This window comes from Burkholderia sp. THE68, from assembly GCF_009938265.1.
In the GTDB taxonomy this organism is placed as follows: Bacteria; Pseudomonadota; Gammaproteobacteria; order Burkholderiales; family Burkholderiaceae; genus Caballeronia.
This window is the reverse complement of the sequence record NZ_AP022315.1, coordinates 859,563-879,120: the sequence shown is the minus strand read 5'-3', so window position 1 is coordinate 879,120 and position 19,558 is coordinate 859,563. Positions and strand designations below refer to the sequence as shown.

The following is a 19,558-nucleotide window of genomic DNA, read 5'->3' as shown; positions in this document are numbered from 1 at the left end:
GGCTTTCGCGAAGACGGCGGCTCCGGCGCGCGCTGGCCGAACGGATAAGGCCCACGCGCGCTGCGGAAATTGCGCAGGCGCAAGGGCCGGCGACGCGCCGCCGCGAATCGGGCGAGGATGCGTGCCGTTTGCGGGATAATACGTGTTTTGTGCCGGATGTTTATCCGCACTTTTTACCCGTTACAGCCGTCAGGCGCATCGTCCGATCATGAGCATTCTGAACCTCTCCGCCTACAAATTCGTCACCATCGAAGACGGCCCCGCGTGGCGGCCGCTCGTCGCCGAACGCTGCAACGCGCTCGGGCTGAAGGGCACGATTCTGCTGGCGCCGGAGGGCATCAACCTTTTCATCGCCGGGCCGGTTGCCGAAGTCCGCGAATTCATCGACTACATTCATGCCGACGCGCTTTTCGGCGGCCGCTTCGCGGATCTGCAATTCAAGGAAAGCCTCTCCGCGAAGCAGCCGTTTCGCCGCATGCTGGTCAAACTGAAGCGCGAAATCATCACGATGAAAAAGCCCGCGATCAAGCCGGAACTCGGCCGCGCGCCTTCCGTCGATGCCCCCACGCTCAAGAGCTGGCTCGACCGCGGCCACGACGACGAAGGCCGTCCGGTCGTCATGCTAGACACGCGCAACGCGTTCGAAGTCGATGTCGGCACGTTCGACAATGCCCTCGATTACCGCATCACGAAATTCAGCGAGTTTCCGCAGGTGATCGAGCAGAATCGCGCGGACATGGAAGGCAAGACCGTCGTGTCGTTCTGCACGGGCGGTATTCGCTGTGAAAAGGCCGCGATTCACATGAAGGAAGTGGGCATCGAGCACGTTTATCAGCTCGAAGGCGGCATCCTGAAGTATTTCGAGGAAGTGGGCGGCGCGCATTACAACGGCGAGTGCTTCGTGTTCGATTACCGCACGGCGCTCGATCCGAACCTGCAGCCGACCGCGACGGCCCAATGCTTCGGCTGCCGCGCGGTGGTCAGCGAGGAAGATCAGCAGTCGCCGTTCTACAAGCCGGGCGAGACGTGTCCGGCGTGCCATCCGGACGCCATCGGTCAGGCGGCGTAACCGTATTCGATGACCTATCGCGGCCGCTTCGCGCCCTCGCCCACCGGACCGCTGCACGCGGGCTCGCTCGTCAGCGCGCTCGCGAGTTTTCTCGATGCGCGCGCGCATGGCGGACGCTGGATCGTGCGGATCGAAGACGTCGATACGCCGCGCAGCGTGCCCGGCGCCGCCGATGACATCCTCGCGACGCTCGCGCACTTCGGCATGCATTCGGACGAGCCGCCAGTCTGGCAAAGCGAGCGCGGCGCGGCCTACGCGGCGGCGTTCGAGCGTCTCGAGCAGACGGGCCTGATCTATCCGTGCGGCTGCACGCGGCGCGAAATCGCCGATTCGCTCGTTCACGCGCATGCGCGTCATGCGACGCTCGCGTATCCGGGCACGTGCCGCGATGGCCTGCACGGCAAGCCCGCGCGCGCATGGCGTCTGCGCGTGCCGGAGGAAGACGCGGCGCGCATCGGTTTCGTCGATCGCTGGCAGGGGCCGCAGACGCAGGATCTCGCGACCGAAGTCGGCGATTTCGCGCTGAAGCGCGCGGACGGACTGTGGGCTTATCAACTCGCCGTGATCGTCGATGACGCCGACGCCGCGATCACGGACGTCGTGCGCGGCGCCGATCTGCTCGATTCGACCGCGCGGCAGATCTATCTCCAGCAGTGCCTGGGCGTACCGACGCCGGCTTATCTGCACGTGCCGGTCGTGAACAACTCCATCGGCGAAAAACTCAGCAAGCAGACGGGTGCCGCGCCGCTCGACCGCAACGCGCCGCTCGATGCGCTCGCCGAGGCGGCGCGGCATCTGGATATCAATGTGCCGGCGCATTCGATCGAAGCGTTCTACAGCGCCGCGACGACAGAATGGGCGAAGCGCTTCGGGCACTGAATCCTTTTTCCAGACACAAAAAAGGCAGCCACACGGGCTGCCTTTTTCACTTCGGCACCTTGGAGATCAGGACGATTTGCGCGGCATGCCCAAACCGCCGAGCAAGGCCGCGAGCGGCTGCTTCGGCGCGCTCTTGCGTTCCGGCTCGGCCGTTTCCTCGTGACGCTTCATCGCCGACGGCGATGGCTCGTAAGGCTTCAGGAAAAATTCGTCGACGGGCTGCTGACGGCCGCGCGGACGGTCGTGCGAGCCCGTCGCACGGCGACGCGAACCCGCTTCCTCACGCGGCGCATGGCGATGCTCGCCGCGCTCCGGGCGGCCGAAGCGCTCGTCGCGGCGCGGCGGCGCCGAACCGTCGCGGTGCACCCGCGTCGCGACGACGAGTTGCTCGACTTCGAGCGGACGCTTGATGAGCTTTTCGATATCGGCAAGCTGCTTGCGCTCGTTCGCGCTGCACAGCGACAGCGCATCGCCCGAGGCGCCCGCGCGCCCCGTGCGGCCGATGCGGTGGACGTAATCTTCCGCGTTGAACGGCAGATCGAAGTTGATGACCGCCGGCAACTCCGCGATATCGAGACCGCGCGCGGCCACGTCCGTCGCGACGAGCGCCTCGACCTCGCCGCGCTTGAACGCGTCGAGCGCCTGCATACGTTCGCTCTGCGAGCGGTCGCCGTGAATCGCCGTCGCGATGATGCCATCGCGCTCCAGCACGCGCGCGAGCCGGCTCGCGCCGATCTTGCTGTTGCAGAACACGATCACCTGCTTCAGTTCGCGCTCGCGAATCAGTTGCGCGACCGCGCCGGACTTGTCGCTCTCGTGCACCTCGAAGACGATCTGGCGCACGTTGGTGGCGGTCGAATTGCTGCGCGCGACTTCGATCGTTTGCGGATCGCGCAGGTAGGTGGCCGCAAGCTTCTTGATTTCAGGCGAGAAAGTTGCCGAGAACAGCAGCGTCTGACGTTCCTTCGGCAACAGATTCAGGATGCGCTGCAGGTCGGGAAGAAAGCCCATGTCCAGCATGCGGTCGGCTTCGTCGAGCACGAGCATCTGCACCTGGCCGAGATTGACCGTCTTCTGCTGGACGTGATCGAGCAGTCGCCCGGGCGTCGCGATCAGGATTTCGACGCCGCGGCGCAGCGCGTCGGACTGCGGATTCATGTCGACGCCGCCGAACACGACCGTGCTGCGCAGCGGCGTGTGCTTCGAGTAGGTCTGCACGTTGGCGGCGACCTGATCGGCGAGTTCGCGCGTCGGCGTGAGCATCAGCGCGCGCACCGGATGGCGCGCCGGCGACGCGCTCGTGTTCGCCGACGGCAGCAGGCGCTGGATGATCGGCAGCGAGAAACTCGCGGTCTTGCCGGTGCCGGTCTGCGCGGCGCCCATGACATCGCGGCCCGCGAGGACGACCGGGATCGCCTGCGCCTGGATCGGCGTGGGTATGGTGTAGCCGGACTCGCTCACCGCTTTCAGGATGTCGGCGGACAATCCGAACTGGTCGAACGTCGGCGCGGCGGCCTGTGCGGTGGACGTGTTCATGGCGACGGAATCAGACATGGTGACTATATGTGCTTTCGCTAAAGTGCCGCGCTGCGGCGCGCGCGTGAAAAATCGGGCGGCGGTCGGGTGGTTCGGTCGATCGTCGCGATCGCTTGCTTGAACGGATGGGTTTCGTTGGCGCACGCGGCGCATCGGTCAGGCGTTGGCGCACGCGGCGCATCGGTCAGGCGCAACATGCGCGTGGACCAGGCGGCCGGTTCATCGAGCCTCGGTCGCCCGCTCACTGGCTCGCTCATTTGACTCGCTTCGGTTCGCGAGCCCGCGCGCCGATGGAACACGGTTTCGATGACGCCTTCATGGCACGCATCGCTCGTTCTGGTCGAGCGGCGGCTCGCTCGAGGTCCCGCATGCCGTTCGCCGCTCAAGCCGGCATCGAACGGCGACGCCGGGAAAAATCCGCGATTCGGCCCGGCGGTGACGCTCACTGCCGGAAAGCCGCACATTGTAGCACCGAGCGCCGGGACGCCCGCACGGCGCGAAAGCGCGTCCCGGACCGGATGCCAGCACGCGGCGCGCCTACTTCTTGCGCGCCTCGCAATCCGCAAGCAGCGGCGGGGAATCCTTCGCGGCCATTTCGTCGTAGAGATTGGCCTGCGGGCCCTTGGTCCACCACGTGTATTGATCGGCGACGTATCTGGCGCCCGATCCCGCGACCACGTTCACGAACAGCAGTTTGCGCCCGTCGACGGTCAGCGCCGCGAAACTCTGATGGTTGCGCGTGTTCGTGTACTGAACGGACACGCTCTTGCCGTCCTTGCAGTCGTAGCGCGTGGTTTGCGTCGACGCGGTCTGGATCTGCGGCACGGTGAGGGGCATCGCCAGCGCGGCCTGCGCACCGAGCGACGCGAGCGTAACGGCGAGAAGTCGTTTCATCATCTTGTTCTCGAATCGTTAAATGTCGGTGCGAGCGTCGCCGTTCACGGATCGATCACGGCGGCGCATGCATCGGTTGGCGCGGCCGCGACGTGGCCGACGACCGGCACGATCTTCAGCCCCGCCGACGCGATCCGGCATGGCGCCGCCGCGAGGCCGCAGCCCGACAGGCAGAAGGACGCCGCGACGAGCACGGCCAGCACTTTCCATTTCACGTTCTTACTCCCGCCGGCGCCCGCGCGCCGGTTACCTGGCCGTTACCGGCCTGACTTTCGACGCCGCGAGCTTGGCGCGTTCGCGGGCTTCGTCGGTGCCGACGCCCGTCGCGAGCGCGACGCCCATGCGGCGCTTCGCGAAGCTCTCCGGTTTGCCGAACAGCCGCAGATCCGCGCCCGGCACGGCGAGCGCGTCCGCCACGCCCTCGAACGCGATGCCCGCCTCGTCCAGACCGCCGTAGATCACGGCGGACGCGCCCGGCTCGCGCAACGAGGTATCGACGGGCAAGCCGAGGATGGCGCGCGCGTGCAGTTCGAATTCCGAGAAGCGCTGCGTCGCGAGCGTGACGAGACCGGTGTCGTGCGGGCGCGGGCTCACTTCCGAGAACCACACGTCGTCGCCGCGCACGAACAGCTCGACGCCGAAAAGTCCCCGTCCGCCGAGCGCGGTCGTCACCTTTGCGGCGACATCGCGCGCTTTCGCGAGCGCCGCGGGGCTCATCGCCTGCGGCTGCCACGATTCGACGTAGTCGCCCGCGACCTGAACGTGCCCGATCGGATCGCAGAAATACGTCTGCGTCTCGCCGCTCGCGGGGTCCGCCGCGCGCACGGTCAGCTGCGTGATTTCGTATTCAAAGTCGATGAAGCCCTCGACGATCACGCGCCCGTGATTCACGCGCCCGCCCGCCATCGCGTAATTCCAGGCGGGTTCGACGTCGGCGTCGCTTTTCAGCACCGATTGTCCCTTGCCCGACGACGACATCACCGGCTTCACGACACACGGAAAACCAATCCGTGCGATCGCCGCCTTCATCTCGTCGAGCGACTGCGCGAACGCGTACGGCGATGTCGGCAGACCGAGCTCCTCGGCGGCGAGACGCCGGATGCCTTCGCGATTCATCGTGAGTTGCGTGGCACGGGCGGTCGGGATGACGGTGGCAAGCCCTGCCGCTTCGATCCCGGCGAGCGCGTCGGTGGCGATCGCTTCGATCTCCGGCACGATCAGATGCGGCTGTTCTTTTTCGACGAGCGCGCGCAGCGCGGCGGCGTCGGTCATGTCGATCACGTGCGCGCGATGCGCGACCTGATGCCCCGGCGCGTTCGCATAGCGATCCACGGCGATCACCTCGACGCCCAGCCGCTGCAGCGCGATGATCACTTCCTTGCCGAGTTCGCCCGCGCCGAGCAGCATCACGCGCGTGGCGTTGGAAGAAAGCGGCGTGCCGATGCGGGTGGCGCCGGCGCGGAGTGGATCGGTCTGCATAAGTGCTCCAGAATCGGATCGGAAAGCGGCTGAATTGGGCGCGATGTTAACACGCAGCGCGGCGCGCAACACTTTGCCATCCGGTCTATTGACAGCGTGCTTACAGACGGTATTGACACACGAATGCACTTCGGAATTCCCCGGCGCGATCAAGAGCGAAATCCGCGTTCCGGCCACTTTGCTGCTCATTTTGTTGCACACGGGTGCTAGACAAACCGTAGGACGCGTGCGATACCCTTACGGTTTCGCCAGCTTCAGGATCATCGATGCCCACGCACTTCCTTCGCGCGTCCGCTTCTTCTTCGCGTTCGCCGCGCTCATCGTCGCTGGTCTCGCGCGCGTGCGCGCTGCTCGTGGTAGCGAGCGTCGTCGCCGGTTGCGCGATGCCGAGACACCCCGACGCCAGCGCGCCGCCCGCCGATCCTTATAATCCCGCCGCCACGCAATTGCTCGACGATACGCAATGGACCCTCACCAGCTGGACCGACGCGAGCGGCCAGCCGCGCGCCGTGCCGCACGCCGATGAGAACGGCGCGAAGCCGCTCACGCTCGATTTCTCGACCGCGAACGGCCGGCGCCAGGCCAGCGGCTTCTCGGGCTGCAATCGCTTCAGCGGCGCCTATGACCTGAAGGACGGCAAGCTCAGCTTCGGCCCGCTTGCCGGTACGCGCATGGCGTGCGTATCCGGCGCGGGCGCCGCGCTGGAACGCCCGTATCTCGATGCACTCGCGCATATCGCGAAAAGCGGCGTGCAGATGCTGCCGCCGCAAGCGCTGCAACTGACGCTCGACGACGGTCAGGTCCTCACCTTTGCGCCGCGCGCGAAGTGAACGTCCCGGCGCGCGGGAGCGCGCCGCAAGCTTTGTCGAAAAGAGGTGTTGCGTAGTTGCGGCAGGCGCGTTGCGGCCGCACGGCACCCCGCGCCACCCGTTAAACTGCTCGATCGAACCGTCCGGCCCGCAGCCGAAATCGGCGCGTCCGGGCAGCAGTCTCATTCGTTTCACACAACATTGATTCAATCTCAAGCATGCACATGGTAGTTCTCGGCTGGTTCGGTGCATCCGTGGTCTGGTTTCTTCCGCTCTTCTGGCGCGTCGTCAAACTGGCGCTGCCGGGCGGCAGCGGGGTGCGCGGCCCCGGCACCATCCGCCTCTGGCTCGGCTTTATTGCCGTGCTGCTCGCAAGCTGCACGCTCGAAGGCGTGCTCGCGGGCTCTTTCGAAACGCAGGCGAACATCAATCGCGGCGGACGCGCACTCGCCTCCGCGCTGAGCGGCATTGCGCATCCGGGCGGCGCGGGCGCGATCGCGGCCATCGCGCTCGCGATCTTCCTGCCGTGGCTCGTCGAGTTCAGTTGGCGTTCGGTGCTTGCGTGGGCCGATGAAGCATTCGGCTTCGGCTTGCCACAAACATGGCTCGCGCCGCGCGAGCGCGACAGCGAGCCCCGGCAGAGCGCCGCCAGCCGCGACAAATCCGTCGGCTGGTTCGAGCGTCGCGCCCGCGCGAAGGCGTCGCGCGAATCGCAGGAACGTGGTCTTCGCGCCGAGCGTTTCGATGCGTCGCTGCCCCGCACGTCGCCCGAGGAGCCGACGCTCGGCCTCCCGACCGGCCTCCGCAGCAGCCGCTATCAGCGGCCGACCGCGTGGCGGCCGCCTGCGCAAGCCAAAAGCGCCGCCAGCCGCACCGTGGCGGCCGCCGCGAGCGCCGTCGCCACCGCCGAGGCTTACGCCAAACGCCCCGCCTTTGAGGCTGCCGGCGTCGCGCGTCCGTTGACGCAGACGGAGCCGGTCGCGCCTGCGGGCTGGTCGAACCTGTCCGCGTCATCGGTGAATCGCGACGCGCGCGCGCAGTTTGCGCCGCGTCAGGCATCCTCGTTCGAGCCGTCGGGCTCGGGCTTGCGCGCGTCCGTCGCCGCCGACAAACCGCGCGTGCCGACCCCGACGCCGACGCCCAGCGCGCCGCGCATGGATCGCCCGCGCAGTCCGGTGACGTCGATGCCCGCGCAACGGATGTCGGGCGTGGCGAGCGCGTCGACATCGGTCGCCGTGGGTGTGAGCGCCGCTCGCAAACCGCCGCTGCCGCAGGCGCCGCAGGGCTTCAGACGCGCGCCGGTGCGCCCGGCCGTGAACCCCGCCTCGCGCGAGTTCACGCCCGTGCCGCTCGACGCGCCCGCCTTCTCGCGCCCGGCCGCGCCGCCCGGACCGCCCGCGGCGCCGCCCGCAGCGGAAGCGATTCAGGCGACGCTGCGCTCCATCGAGGAAAAGGCCGCGATGTGGACATCGCTCGCCGGCGCCAGTCTCGCTCGCGGACATGTTGCGATGGCGCGCGCCGGACAACCCGCCGTTCAACCGGGCATGGAGACGTCGGAGCCGGTGACCGCCGATGAACCCACGCCGGCCCTCGTCGAAGCGGAGCATGAAGCGCTCATGCAGCCAGAGACGCCAGCGCCGGTCGAAATCATGGAAACCGAGGAACGCATCGAGACGCCGCTGATCGATGCTCACGCAATCGCGCCGACGCTCGTCGAGCCGCCGCCGCTGTTCGACATGCGCCTGCCGGAACCATCGGCACCCGATATCGCGCCGATCGAGCTGGCTGTGCCAGCGGCACGCGAAACGATCATCGAGGAAATCCCGGCGCAAGAACCGGAGCCCGCGCACTTCGACACGCCGTCCGCACCGCGAGCATCAGAACCGGAAACCGACTTGCGCGACATCGTGCAGACGCCACCGTGGCTGGACGCCCTCGATTCGAACAGCGACGAACACGAGCCCCCTGCCCCGCCGCTTCTGCACATCGTCGATGAAGCGCCGTCGCCAAGGCCAGAGGTCGAGGAAGAAGAATTCGCGTCGCCATCGAATATCGTGCGCTTTCCGGTCATGGTCAGCGCGCCTCAGCCGGCCACGACACCGCCCTCCCCGCCCGAACCGCGCGCTCCGGTGCGCGGCTCCGCGCCGACCGAATTCGAGTTCCACGCGCCGCATGCATCGGCGGTTGAATTGCCGACGCTCGATCTGCTAGAACCCGCGTCCGGCGAAATCGAGCCGGTCTCCGAAGAACGCCTGATGGAAACCGGTCAGCTCATCGAGCAGCGTCTGCAGGAATTCAAGGTGCCGGTGACCGTGGTCGGCGCGTCGGCGGGTCCGGTCATCACGCGCTTTGAGGTCGAGCCGGCGCTCGGCGTGCGCGGCAGCCAGATCGTCGGGCTGATGAAGGATCTGTCGCGCGGTCTCGGCCTCACGTCGATCCGCGTCGTCGAGACGATTCCCGGCAAGACCTGCATGGGCCTCGAACTGCCGAACGCGAAGCGCCAGATGATCCGCCTCTCCGAGATCCTGGAGGACGACGTCTATCGCAACTCGAAGTCGAATCTGACCATCGCGATGGGCAAGGACATCGTCGGCAATCCGGTCGTGACGGATCTGGCGAAGGCGCCGCACATGCTCGTCGCGGGCACGACGGGCTCGGGCAAATCGGTCGCGATCAATGCGATGATCCTCTCGCTGCTCTACAAGGCGAAGCCCGAGGACGTGCGCCTCATCATGATCGATCCGAAGATGCTGGAGCTGTCCGTCTACGAAGGCATTCCGCATCTGCTCGCGCCGGTCGTAACCGACATGAAGCTCGCGTCGAACGCGCTCAACTGGTGCGTCGGCGAAATGGAGAAGCGTTACCGGTTGATGTCGGCGGTCGGCGTGCGCAATCTGCAGGGCTTCAACCAGAAGATCCGCAACACCGAGGCCGCGGGCAAGAAGCTCACGAACCCGTTCTCGCTCACGCCCGATGCGCCCGAGCCGCTCGCGACACTGCCGCTCATTGTCGTGGTCATCGACGAACTGGCCGACCTGATGATGGTCGCGGGCAAGCAGATCGAGCAGTTGATCGCGCGGCTCGCGCAGAAGGCACGCGCGGCCGGCATCCACCTGATTCTCGCGACGCAGCGGCCGTCGGTGGACGTGATCACCGGTCTCATCAAGGCGAACATTCCGACGCGGGTGGCGTTCCAGGTGTCGTCGAAGATCGATTCGCGCACGATTCTCGACCAGATGGGCGCGGAGTCGCTGCTCGGCGCGGGCGATATGCTGTTCCTGCCGCCGGGCACAGGCTACCCGCAGCGCGTGCACGGTGCGTTCGTCGCGGACGACGAAGTGCATCGCGTGGTCGAGTATCTGAAGCAGTTCGGCGAGCCGGAGTACGAGGAAGGCATTCTGTCCGGGCCGACGTCCGAAGGCGGCACGCAGGACCTGTTCGGCGATTCGCCCGACGCCGAAGCCGATCCGCTCTACGACGAAGCCGTGGCGTTCGTCGTGCGGACGCGGCGCGCGTCGATATCGTCGGTGCAGCGGCAGTTGCGTATCGGCTATAACCGCGCGGCGCGCCTCGTCGAGCAGATGGAAAGCGCGGGCCTGGTCTCGTCGATGAGCAACAACGGCAACCGCGAAGTGCTCGCGCCGCCCGGCCCGGCGGAGTGACGGCTACCAGAGCCGCAGGCGGCGCAGCAGAAAGATCGTGATGGCGGCGCACCCCGCCATCACGCCGATCACGACCCAGAACGAAACCGGATCGTGCGTGCCCGGCAAGCCCGCCACGTTCATGCCGAAGATGCCCGTCACGAGCGTGGCGGGCAACAGCAACGCGGACATGATCGCGAGCCACAGCAGCTTGCGGTTGATATCCTCCGAAAGCGCCGCGGCGATTTCATCCTGCAACAGCTTCGCGCGTTCGTAGAGCCCTTCCAGACCGCCGCCGAGTCCATTCAGCACCTGTATCGCCTGCACGAGCGCTTCCATCGAGCGCGGCTCGGCCCATTCCAGCCTGCGCAACACGAGCTGCGTCAGCGCGTTGCGCTCGGGATCGATGAAGCGTTTCACCTCCACGATGCGCCGCCTCACGTCGCCCAGCAGCGCGCGGCATTTCGAATGCCCGCCCTCCAGCACGCTTTCCTCGACGTCGTCGAGACAGTCGCCGATTTCATCGATGCGGTCCGCGAAGGTATCGTTCAGCGCGCGAATCAGGCCCGCGAACAGATCGACGGTATCGCGGAAGATCGTGCCTTCGAGCACGGCGTGACGCAGCCGGTCGGTCGATTGCAGCGGCCGCGCGCGCACGGTGATCATGCGGTGCCGGTCGACGTAAAAGCGCAGCGCGCCGGTCGCGCGGTTCGCCTCGCGCGCGCCGGGCGCGGCGGCATCCGGCGTCTTCGCGACGAGTTCCAGATCCGCGACGACGCCATACACGAAGTTCGACCCGATATGCACGCGCGGGCGCTTGTCCTCGCCGTTCAGAAACTCGCGCGCGACATCCGGCATCGACGTGACGCCTTCGAGCCAGCCTTCGACGGTGTCGTCGTTCGCGGACAGATGCAGCCACGTCGGGCCATCGCCCGCGACGGACGCGCGCGCTTCGTCCCACGAAAGCCGCAGCGCCTCGCCGCCCGCGAAGCCGAATGCACTGATGAATCCCGGCGGCGCGCTCTCGTCGCGCTTGAGCGGGCGTTCGGGCGCGCCGAACGTGCGAGTCGTGTTCAATCTTGCGTTCCCTGCCATTACCTTTCGATTTCCTCAGTACACCTTTCAGTCGGATGCGGCAGCAAAGGCGCATCGGACATGCATCGTACTAGAACTCGTAGCGCGCCCGTCACGCGCGGAGCCGATCGGCCTGACGTCGCGATGCGAATCCGAGAAGGCCAACGCAGGAACGTCGTCGATCGTACCGATCAGCGCGTCACGACGGCGACACGAACTTGAAGTCGACCGGCGAGCCGATCGACAGTCGTTTCGGGTCCGACGCGAGTTCGCCCGTCTGCGGATCGCGACGGAAGAAATACGCGCTGTCGCTCTCCTGATTGCCGACGATCAGCCAGCGCCCGGTCGGATCGATCGCGAATTCGCGCGGGGTCTTGCCGAGCGTCGGATAACGCTTGATGAGTTTCAGATGACCATTGTTCGGATCGACCGAAAACGCGACGATCTCGTTCGCGTCGCCGCGATTGGTGGCGTAGAGAAAGCGGCCGTCCGGCGACAGATGAATGGCGCCGCCGCCGATCTTGCCGCGAAAGCCCGGCGCGATCATCGACACGGTCTGGACTTGCGTGAGATTGCCGTCGCGGTAATCGTAGACGTACACCGACGCGTTCAGTTCGGTAGTCAGGTAGGCGTGCTTGCCGCTTTGGTCGAAGACCAGATGACGCGGCCCGGAACCCGCCTTGACCGGCGTGTAGCGCGCTTCGGTCGGGCCGAACAGGCCGCGGCTCGATGCTGACGGATCGGGCGTGTAACGGTAGGCGAACACCTTGTCGACGCCCAGATCCTGCGCGAAGAGATATTTTCCGTCGGGCGAGAACACCGTCGAGTGGACGTGCGAGTTGTCCTGCCGCCCCTTCACCGGACCGCCGCCCTCGTGATGCACCGTCAGCACCGACGTGCCCACGCGGCCGTCCGAAGCGAGCGGGAAGACCGCGAAGCTGCCGCCCGGATTGGAGGCGACCGAGTAATTGGCCGTGAGCAGATATTTGCCGTCGGGCGAGAGCGCCAGATAGCACGGGTCGTTGCCATCCGACGAAACGCGGTTGAGGAAGCTCAACTGGCCGCTCGCGCGATCGAAGCGAAAGGCGCTCACGCCGCCGCGCTGCGTCGCCGGGCCGTTGTCACCGGGCAATTCGTTCACTGCGTACACGTAATTCCGGTCACGGCTCACGACGAGATACGACGGATTTACCGTCTGCGCCGCTGCGATGCGCGATAGCTCGCCCGTGCCGGTGTCGAACCGGTAAACATAGATGCCTTCGCTCTTGCCGCCGCCCGTGTAGGTGCCGATGAGCAGATCGTAGACCTCACCGCTCGCCGCACCCGCCGCCGTGGCCGCTCCGCTCGCGGCGCCCGGCGTGGCGGGCGTGGCAGGCGCGGAAGCCGATTGCGCGAAGGCCTGCGCGGCCGCCAGCGACAGCATCAGCGCAAAGCCTTTCGCCCACGCGATGGACCGCGCATGCAGCGGGCGCGCGTCTTGCAATACGGACACGAGCGTATTCGCGCCGCGGGGGTGGCTCGGGTGCATGAAACCTCCTCATCGGTTCTTTGCTGCTTGTTATCGGGCAATTCGGGGGAAACTCGGGGACGACGCGAACGCGCCGGCATCGCAAGGCCCGCGACGTGCGGGAGCAAGTTCCGCTCCAAACACGTGGGCCGCGTTCGCCAGGAACAGGTTCGCAGCCAAGATACACCACGCACGACAGGCCAACCGACACGATTCGAATCAACAACAGGAGTTTGCCGCGATGACAATCCACCTAAGCCTTGGCCCGCTGGTCTCCCTGATCGCCGGGATCCTCATTCTCATCATGCCCCGGCTGCTGAATTTCATCGTCGCGATCTACCTGATCGTGATCGGACTGATCGGTTTGTTCGGCATGGGATCGGCGCATTTCTAGCGCGCGCGTGCGGGCACACGCACGGGTTGACCCGCGCGTGTGCACAAAGTGTCACGAAAGAAGTACACGCGGACGTGCCGCGCGTGTGTGCTTCGGCGTGTCAGCCGTTCGCGAGCTGATCGAGACGCAGACGTCCCTGCAACGACAACGCGCCGACCGAGATGCCGGCGACGTCGAAGCTGTAGCGGTTGAAACAACCGCGCTCGGTGAGGAAAGCGGCGGCGGCATCCATCGCATTGCGCGACAGGCCGAGTCGTTTGTGGTCGAGCGCGAGAAGCGCTTCAGCGTCCGAGACGCGGCTTGCGGCGGAAAGAATGGCGATGCAGTCAGCTTTCGACGGATAGAGCATGTGGTTCTGTTCCTCGAAAACGCTACGTTAGGGACCGGCCAGAACGACGCGCAACGCAACTGCTGCATGCCCGCGCGCGAAACGATCGGGTTTATGCATGAAAGACATTTGAAAGGATGGATAAGTTCCGTGCCTGAAGCAACACAGTACCGGCGCTCGCACCTTTCACAAAGCTTCATTCTAAACATCAGTCGAATGAATTATCAACATCGCGATCGGCGCTTCGCCAGTGCTTTTCCGCCATTGCGACACGGCCTGCCGTCGCCGCGATGTGTTGCGCGCCGTGATCACACCCGGCCCGCTTTTCTGCTTGCATCGAACGATTGCGGCAGAATGCGGCCAGACAGCATGCGCGGCGGCCAGATCGTTTGTCGATGACGCCGCGCTTCGCCCGGGGCGCGCTGCGCTTCGACTCTTTTGCTCAACTCGCGGCGTGTTTTGTTTGGTCCCGCGCCGCCAGCAGGAAGATGTTCGCTCATGCCAGCACTGATTGAAGACTATGCGATGGTCGGCGACGGCCACACCGCAGCCCTCATTTCCCGCGACGGTTCCGTCGACTGGCTCTGTTGGCCGCGGTTCGACTCCGGCGCCTGCTTCGCCGCGCTGCTCGGCACGCCCGAGCACGGACGATGGCTCCTCGCCCCCGAGATGCCCGATGGCGAGACGCCCGTCATCCGGCGTCGCTACCGCGAGGACACGCTGGTCCTCGAAACGGATTTTGAAACGCCGCAAGGCGCCGTCACCATCGTCGACTTCATGCCGCTGCGCAACGGGCATTCGGAGCTCGTACGCATCGTGATCGGACGGCGCGGCACGGTGCGCATGAAGATGGAACTGGTGCTGCGCTTCGATTACGGCTCCGCCGTGCCCTGGGTCAGCCGCCTGCCTGACGACAGCGGCATCCGCGCGATCGCCGGACCGGACCTCGCGATACTGCGCACGCCGGTCGATCTCGTCGGCGAGAACATGCACACGACCGCATGCTTCGATGTGAGCGCGGGCGAGCGCGTGCCGTTCTCGCTGTGCTATTCGCAGTCGCATCTGCGCCTGCCGCATGCGTCGGACCCGCATACCCAGCTCGCGCGCACTGAGAATCACTGGCGCGAGTGGTCGGGGCAAAGCGCGCTCAACGGCCGCTGGGCGAGCGCGATCCGCCGCTCGCTCATCACGCTGAAGGCGCTCGCGTATGAGCCGACGGGCGGCATCGTCGCCGCGCCGACCACATCGCTGCCGGAACAGTTGGGCGGCACGCGCAACTGGGACTATCGATACTGCTGGCTGCGCGATGCGACCATCACCCTGCTCGCGATGATGCGCGGCGGCTACTACGACGAAGCCCGCGCGTGGCGCGCGTGGCTGGGACGCGTGATGGCCGGCTCGCCGTCGCAGATTCAGATCATGTATGGCATCGCGGGCGAGCGCCGCCTGCCCGAGTGGGAGATTCCGTGGCTGCCGGGCTACGAGGGCGCGGCGCCGGTACGCATCGGCAACGGCGCGGTCGATCAGTTGCAGCTCGACGTCTACGGCGAAGTGATGAACGCGCTGCACCTCGCACGCGTCGGCGGCCTGCAGAGCGACGAAACGGCGTGGTCGATCCAGTGCGCCATGCTGCAACACCTCGATACGATCTGGGAGCAGCCCGACGAGGGCATCTGGGAAGTGCGCGGCGGACGTCAGCACTTCACGTTTTCGAAGGTCATGGCGTGGGTCGCCTACGACCGCGCGATCAAGTCGGCGGAGAAGTTCGACCTGCCCGGGCCGATCGACCACTGGCGCGAGATGCGCGCGCGCGTCCGCGCCGAGGTGCTGAAGAAGAGCTGGAATCCGAAACTGAACTCCTTTACGCAGGCGTATGGCAGCGACACGCTCGACGCGAGCCTGCTATTGATCCCGTTGTTAGGATTTTTGCCGCCAAACGATCCGCGAGTGACCGGAACCGTACATGCGATCGAGACCACCTTGACGCACGATGGCCTGGTGAAGCGCTATCACACCGCCGAAGTGGCGGACGGGTTGCCGCCTGGAGAAGGCACGTTTCTCGCTTGTAGCTTCTGGCTGGTCGACAATCTGGCGTTGCAAGGTCGGATCGACGAAGCGCACGAGATGTTCGAGCGGCTCGTGGGTCTCGCGAACGACGTCGGGCTGCTGGCCGAGGAATACGACACGGTCGCGAAGCGCATGGTCGGGAATTTTCCGCAGGCGTTTACCCATGTGGCGCTGGTGCATACGGGGATGAACCTGATCCGGCACGAAGAGGAGATGGCGAAGGCGGTCGGCCAGCCGTGCGGCGCGGAAGACCGCGACGATTCACATAGTCAAGCAGAATTCGACGCAGCCGCAGGAAAGTCTTAAACATCTGTTTTGTTTGGCAAAAATGGCGATTTGCCGGTAATATTGGTGCAATGCACAAAACGTAATATATCGGCAGGTGTTGTTTCCAGGCTGGTAATTTCGCCCGGTCAGTTGAATTGAACGTTTAATGCGCGGAAAATCTTGCTTCGGCTCAAGCTTCGTTGCAGACAGTCGATAACGCGCAGGTGGCAGCACGCAAAGGCATTGAAGCAGTGCAGTAAGGACAGTGCCCCGGCAGCGCGGCGACAGCCCGTCGCGCTGCCGGGGATCATCGAATGCCGTTGAAGCTCATCGCCGGATGCTTTTTCCCGGGATCAACGGGCGTACCGGTTCCACCGGAGTTACTGGGGCGACCATGCTCTATCAAATTCACGAATTTCAGCGTGCCATGCTGTCTCCCCTCACAGCATGGGCCGAGGCCGCATCGAAGTCGTTCGTCAACCCGGCCAGCCCCCTCGCCTACATTCCTGGCTCCAGCCGCTTCGCTGCGGGTTACGAGCTGCTGTATCGGCTCGGCAAGGATTACGAGAAGCCGCAGTTCGACCTCCATCAGATCGTCAAGGACGGCCACAACATTCCGATCGTCGAGCAGACGGTGGTCGAGAAACCGTTCTGCCGCCTGTTGCGCTTCAAGCGCTTCGCCGATGACAGCGCGACCGTCACCAAGCTGAAGAACGAGCCGATCGTGCTCGTCTGCGCGCCGCTCTCGGGCCATCACTCCACGTTGCTGCGCGACACCGTGAAAACGCTGTTGCAGGACCACAAGGTGTACATCACCGACTGGATCGACGCGCGCATGGTGCCGATCGAGAACGGCCCGTTCCATCTGGACGATTACGTCGAATACATTCAGGAATTCATCCGCCATATCGGCGCGAAGGACCTGCACGTGATCTCGGTGTGTCAGCCGACCGTGCCGGTGCTCGCCGCCATTTCGCTGATGGCGAGCCGCGGCGAAGACACGCCGCGCACGATGACCATGATGGGCGGCCCGATCGACGCGCGCCGCAGCCCCACATCGGTCAACTCCCTCGCGAACGAGCACTCGTACGGGTGGTTCGAGAACAACGTCATCTACACGGTGCCGGCGAACTATCCCGGCGTGGGACGCAAGGTCTATCCGGGCTTCCTGCAGCACGCGGGCTTCGTCGCGATGAATCCGGAGCGCCATCTCACGGCCCATTGGGACTTCTATCAAAATCTGCTGCGCGGCGACGATGACGACGCCGAGCAACATCGCCGTTTCTACGACGAATACAACGCCGTGCTCGACATGGCCGCCGAGTATTACCTGGAGACGATCCGCGTCGTGTTCCAGGAGTTCCGGCTCGCGGAAGGCACCTGGGAAGTCAACGAGGAACTCGTGCGTCCGCAGGACATCACGCATACCGCGCTCTTCACGATCGAAGGCGAGCTCGACGATATCTCCGGCAGCGGCCAGACACGCGCCGCGCACGATCTGTGCACCGGCATCCCGCCGAAACACAAGCGCCACTTCACGGCGGAGAAAGCCGGCCACTACGGCATTTTCTCGGGCCGGCGCTGGCGCACGATGGTGTATCCGCAACTGCGCGAGTTCATCCTCGAGCACGACAAGACGCCGAAGACCGAAGCCGTGCCCGCGTAACGCGAGCACGTCAAAGCAAAACGTCGCGCCCTGCAAAGGGCGCGACGTTTTTTCTTCAGACGGCGCGTGCGTGTCGGCGCTGAATCAGCGACGCGTCAGATACGCCAGCAGCAGTTCCGTATTCATCCGCACGATCTGATCACGCTGGCCCTGCTCGCTGAAATCGAGCCCGAATGTCGCTTCCAGCGTGAAACGGTTCGAGACGATGTAATAGCCGAGACCCGACAGGATGATGTAGAACTTGAGCGGATCGACGTCGGTGCGAAACAATCCTGCCTTCTGGCCACGATCGAGAATGGCCGTGAGCGTCGTGACAATTGGTGAGATGAGTTCGCGTATGCGATTCGATCCTTTGATATATCTCGCTTCGTGCAGGTTTTCGTTATTGATGAGACGCAAGAGCTCCGGGTGATCGCGGTAATAATCCCAGACGAAATGCGCAAGACGCGTCATCGCTTCGATAGGCGCGATACCGTCGAGTTCGAGCGTGCGTTCGGCGTCGACGAGCGCGGCCAGAGCGTGTTCGAGCACGGCGGTGAATAACTGCTCCTTGCTACCGAAGTAGTAGTAGAGCATGCGTTCATTGGTCTCCGCCCGGCGCGCGATCTGATCGACGCGGGCGCCAAACAGACCTCCGGCAGCGAATTCTTCTGCGGCGGCAAGCAAAATACGGCGCCGGGTGCCTTCAGGATCTCTTTTGATTTTCGGCTGATTCATGGTGGCATGACTCGCGAGCCGCGTTGCCGGATTAGCGTCACGCGGCCCACATTGGGGTACATGACGTGAACGGGCGCTGCCCAGGGTTAATGGGAAACACCGTCCTGCGGTCAAACGGAAAAGCGCTTCGATTATGCGCACATCGAAGAACATTGGCAATTAGGATTGAAAGACATTCGTCACGATATCGGGTGACTTCGGCGATAATGTCGATCAAAGCTGAGCGCGCGACCGGAAAGCGGGACGCGCGCCGAACCGGCAGCGTGACGTCGTCGTGGACGCCGAAGCGTTCCTGGCGTCCGTCATCGTCCGGCGACGCCCCTGCGCCCACGCTGCGCCCGTCCCCCCCCAAGGCATCATCGCAATCCCTCGTGACCGCAACCGTTTCCAAGACGCTCACAGAGCGCATCGAAGACCTGCTGCCGCAGACGCAATGCACGAAATGCGGCTATCCCGCCTGCCGGCCCTACGCCGAAGCCATCGCCGCGGGCGAGGCGAACTATAACCAGTGTCCGCCGGGCGGCGCCGAAGGCATCGCCCGGCTCGCCGCGCTGCTCGGCAAGTCCGAAATTCCTCTCGATACGACGCATGGCGTCGAGCGCGCGCGGCCGGTCGCGGTGATCGATGAGAACGTGTGCATCGGCTGCACGCTGTGCATGCAGGCGTGTCCGGTCGATGCCATCGCCGGGGCGGCGAAGCAGATGCATACGGTCATCGCCGAGCTGTGCACGGGTTGCGATCTGTGCGTGCCGCCCTGCCCGGTCGATTGCATCGCGATGGTGCCGGTGACCGGCGAGCGCACCGGCTGGGATGCATGGAGTCAGGAAGAAGCCGATCTGGCGCGCGCGCGTCACGACCGCCACATGGCGCGCATCGAGCGCGAACGCGCGGAAGCCGAGGCACGCGCCAGCGCGCGTCAGGCAGCGCGCGCGGCACAAGCCGATCAAACGAATCGAGCGGCGCAGGAAGCGCCCCCCGCTGCGCCCGCTGCAAGCGACGACCCCGAGGCCAAAAAACGCGCGATCATTCAGGCCGCGCTCGAACGCGCACGCAAGAAGAAGGAAGAAATGGCGCAGCTCGGCGCGGGCCCGAAAAACACGGCTCAGGTCAGCCCCGCCGTGCAGGCGCAGATCGACGCCGCCGAGGAACGCCGCCGCCGTCTCGGACTGACGGGCGACGAAAACGCGTCCCATCCCGACAAGGGCGACAAACCCGCGTAAGAACGAGCCTC

The 19,558-nt window shown here is 65.3% G+C and carries 16 protein-coding genes; 8 read left to right on the top strand and 8 right to left on the bottom strand.

The window, feature by feature from the left end; genetic code table 11:
- The first annotated feature begins 208 nt into the window (after nt 1–208).
- Both BTHE68_RS04190 and gluQRS read left to right on the top strand, forming a co-directional pair.
- On the top strand, nt 209–1,069 hold the full coding sequence (locus tag BTHE68_RS04190; protein WP_162065263.1) for a sulfurtransferase: 861 nt from the start codon (nt 209–211) through the stop codon (nt 1,067–1,069).
- A gap of 9 nt (nt 1,070–1,078) precedes the next feature.
- Nucleotides 1,079–1,948: a tRNA glutamyl-Q(34) synthetase GluQRS gene (gene gluQRS / locus BTHE68_RS04185; RefSeq protein ID WP_162065262.1), complete on the top strand. Its 870-nt coding sequence runs from the start codon at nt 1,079–1,081 to the stop codon at nt 1,946–1,948.
- A 66-nt stretch (nt 1,949–2,014) separates the two neighbouring features.
- Here gluQRS and BTHE68_RS04180 read toward each other — a convergent pair whose 3' ends face one another.
- From BTHE68_RS04180 to purT, 4 genes are all read right to left on the bottom strand, one after another.
- The gene (locus BTHE68_RS04180) at nt 2,015–3,502 is read right to left on the bottom strand and encodes a DEAD/DEAH box helicase (RefSeq protein WP_162065261.1); all 1,488 of its coding nucleotides are present in this window, start codon (nt 3,500–3,502) and stop codon (nt 2,015–2,017) included.
- A 519-nt stretch (nt 3,503–4,021) separates the two neighbouring features.
- A complete protein-coding gene (locus BTHE68_RS04175) occupies nt 4,022–4,378 on the bottom strand; it encodes an MliC family protein (RefSeq protein ID WP_162066781.1) in 357 nt (118 codons plus the stop codon).
- A 44-nt stretch (nt 4,379–4,422) separates the two neighbouring features.
- A complete protein-coding gene (locus tag BTHE68_RS36575) occupies nt 4,423–4,593 on the bottom strand; it encodes a DUF6726 family protein (protein WP_174257988.1) in 171 nt (56 codons plus the stop codon).
- A 31-nt stretch (nt 4,594–4,624) separates the two neighbouring features.
- Nucleotides 4,625–5,857, bottom strand: coding sequence for a formate-dependent phosphoribosylglycinamide formyltransferase (purT, locus tag BTHE68_RS04170; protein WP_162065260.1), 1,233 nt, complete (start codon nt 5,855–5,857; stop codon nt 4,625–4,627).
- Between the two features lie 266 nt (nt 5,858–6,123).
- Between purT and BTHE68_RS04165 the strand changes: the two genes are divergently transcribed.
- Complete coding sequence (locus BTHE68_RS04165) at nt 6,124–6,687, top strand: META domain-containing protein (protein ID WP_162065259.1); 564 nt, start codon at nt 6,124–6,126, stop codon at nt 6,685–6,687.
- Between the two features lie 203 nt (nt 6,688–6,890).
- Complete coding sequence (locus tag BTHE68_RS04160) at nt 6,891–10,328, top strand: DNA translocase FtsK (RefSeq protein ID WP_502710578.1); 3,438 nt, start codon at nt 6,891–6,893, stop codon at nt 10,326–10,328.
- A gap of 3 nt (nt 10,329–10,331) precedes the next feature.
- Here BTHE68_RS04160 and BTHE68_RS04155 read toward each other — a convergent pair whose 3' ends face one another.
- Entirely contained in the window at nt 10,332–11,384 is a 1,053-nt protein-coding gene (locus BTHE68_RS04155; protein ID WP_232077900.1) for a transporter, read from the bottom strand.
- A 196-nt stretch (nt 11,385–11,580) separates the two neighbouring features.
- Nucleotides 11,581–12,909, bottom strand: coding sequence for a lactonase family protein (locus BTHE68_RS04150; RefSeq protein ID WP_162065256.1), 1,329 nt, complete (start codon nt 12,907–12,909; stop codon nt 11,581–11,583).
- Between the two features lie 220 nt (nt 12,910–13,129).
- Between BTHE68_RS04150 and BTHE68_RS04145 the strand changes: the two genes are divergently transcribed.
- A complete protein-coding gene (locus tag BTHE68_RS04145; RefSeq protein ID WP_074168899.1) occupies nt 13,130–13,282 on the top strand; it encodes a DUF3096 domain-containing protein in 153 nt (50 codons plus the stop codon).
- Between the two features lie 100 nt (nt 13,283–13,382).
- Here BTHE68_RS04145 and BTHE68_RS04140 read toward each other — a convergent pair whose 3' ends face one another.
- Nucleotides 13,383–13,631, bottom strand: a complete 249-nt coding sequence (locus BTHE68_RS04140) for a hypothetical protein (protein WP_162065255.1) — start codon at nt 13,629–13,631, stop codon at nt 13,383–13,385.
- A 477-nt stretch (nt 13,632–14,108) separates the two neighbouring features.
- On the opposite strand from BTHE68_RS04140, the gene BTHE68_RS04135 reads away from it, so the two are divergent.
- Entirely contained in the window at nt 14,109–15,983 is a 1,875-nt protein-coding gene (locus BTHE68_RS04135; RefSeq protein ID WP_162065254.1) for a glycoside hydrolase family 15 protein, read from the top strand.
- Nucleotides 15,984–16,338: 355 nt separating this feature from the next.
- The gene (locus BTHE68_RS04130; RefSeq protein ID WP_162065253.1) at nt 16,339–17,610 is read left to right on the top strand and encodes a polyhydroxyalkanoate depolymerase; all 1,272 of its coding nucleotides are present in this window, start codon (nt 16,339–16,341) and stop codon (nt 17,608–17,610) included.
- Nucleotides 17,611–17,694: 84 nt separating this feature from the next.
- On the opposite strand, the gene BTHE68_RS04125 is transcribed toward BTHE68_RS04130, so the two are convergent.
- Complete coding sequence (locus tag BTHE68_RS04125; protein WP_061175943.1) at nt 17,695–18,327, bottom strand: TetR/AcrR family transcriptional regulator; 633 nt, start codon at nt 18,325–18,327, stop codon at nt 17,695–17,697.
- Nucleotides 18,328–18,698: 371 nt separating this feature from the next.
- On the opposite strand from BTHE68_RS04125, the gene rsxB reads away from it, so the two are divergent.
- On the top strand, nt 18,699–19,547 hold the full coding sequence (gene rsxB / locus BTHE68_RS04120; RefSeq protein ID WP_162065252.1) for an electron transport complex subunit RsxB: 849 nt from the start codon (nt 18,699–18,701) through the stop codon (nt 19,545–19,547).
- The last annotated feature ends 11 nt before the right edge of the window (nt 19,548–19,558 follow it).

Coding starts and splice junctions, on each gene's coding strand:
- purT (WP_162065260.1), bottom strand. CDS start 5,857: ATGCAGACCGATCCACTCCGCGCCGGCGCCACCCGCATCGGCACGCCG.
- BTHE68_RS04160 (WP_502710578.1), top strand. CDS start 6,891: ATGGTAGTTCTCGGCTGGTTCGGTGCATCCGTGGTCTGGTTTCTTCCG.
- BTHE68_RS04130 (WP_162065253.1), top strand. CDS start 16,339: ATGCTCTATCAAATTCACGAATTTCAGCGTGCCATGCTGTCTCCCCTC.
- BTHE68_RS04165 (WP_162065259.1), top strand. CDS start 6,124: ATGCCCACGCACTTCCTTCGCGCGTCCGCTTCTTCTTCGCGTTCGCCG.
- BTHE68_RS04145 (WP_074168899.1), top strand. CDS start 13,130: ATGACAATCCACCTAAGCCTTGGCCCGCTGGTCTCCCTGATCGCCGGG.
- BTHE68_RS04190 (WP_162065263.1), top strand. CDS start 209: ATGAGCATTCTGAACCTCTCCGCCTACAAATTCGTCACCATCGAAGAC.
- BTHE68_RS04180 (WP_162065261.1), bottom strand. CDS start 3,502: ATGTCTGATTCCGTCGCCATGAACACGTCCACCGCACAGGCCGCCGCG.
- BTHE68_RS04175 (WP_162066781.1), bottom strand. CDS start 4,378: ATGAAACGACTTCTCGCCGTTACGCTCGCGTCGCTCGGTGCGCAGGCC.
- BTHE68_RS04150 (WP_162065256.1), bottom strand. CDS start 12,909: ATGCACCCGAGCCACCCCCGCGGCGCGAATACGCTCGTGTCCGTATTG.
- gluQRS (WP_162065262.1), top strand. CDS start 1,079: ATGACCTATCGCGGCCGCTTCGCGCCCTCGCCCACCGGACCGCTGCAC.
- BTHE68_RS04140 (WP_162065255.1), bottom strand. CDS start 13,631: ATGCTCTATCCGTCGAAAGCTGACTGCATCGCCATTCTTTCCGCCGCA.
- BTHE68_RS04135 (WP_162065254.1), top strand. CDS start 14,109: ATGCCAGCACTGATTGAAGACTATGCGATGGTCGGCGACGGCCACACC.
- BTHE68_RS04125 (WP_061175943.1), bottom strand. CDS start 18,327: ATGAATCAGCCGAAAATCAAAAGAGATCCTGAAGGCACCCGGCGCCGT.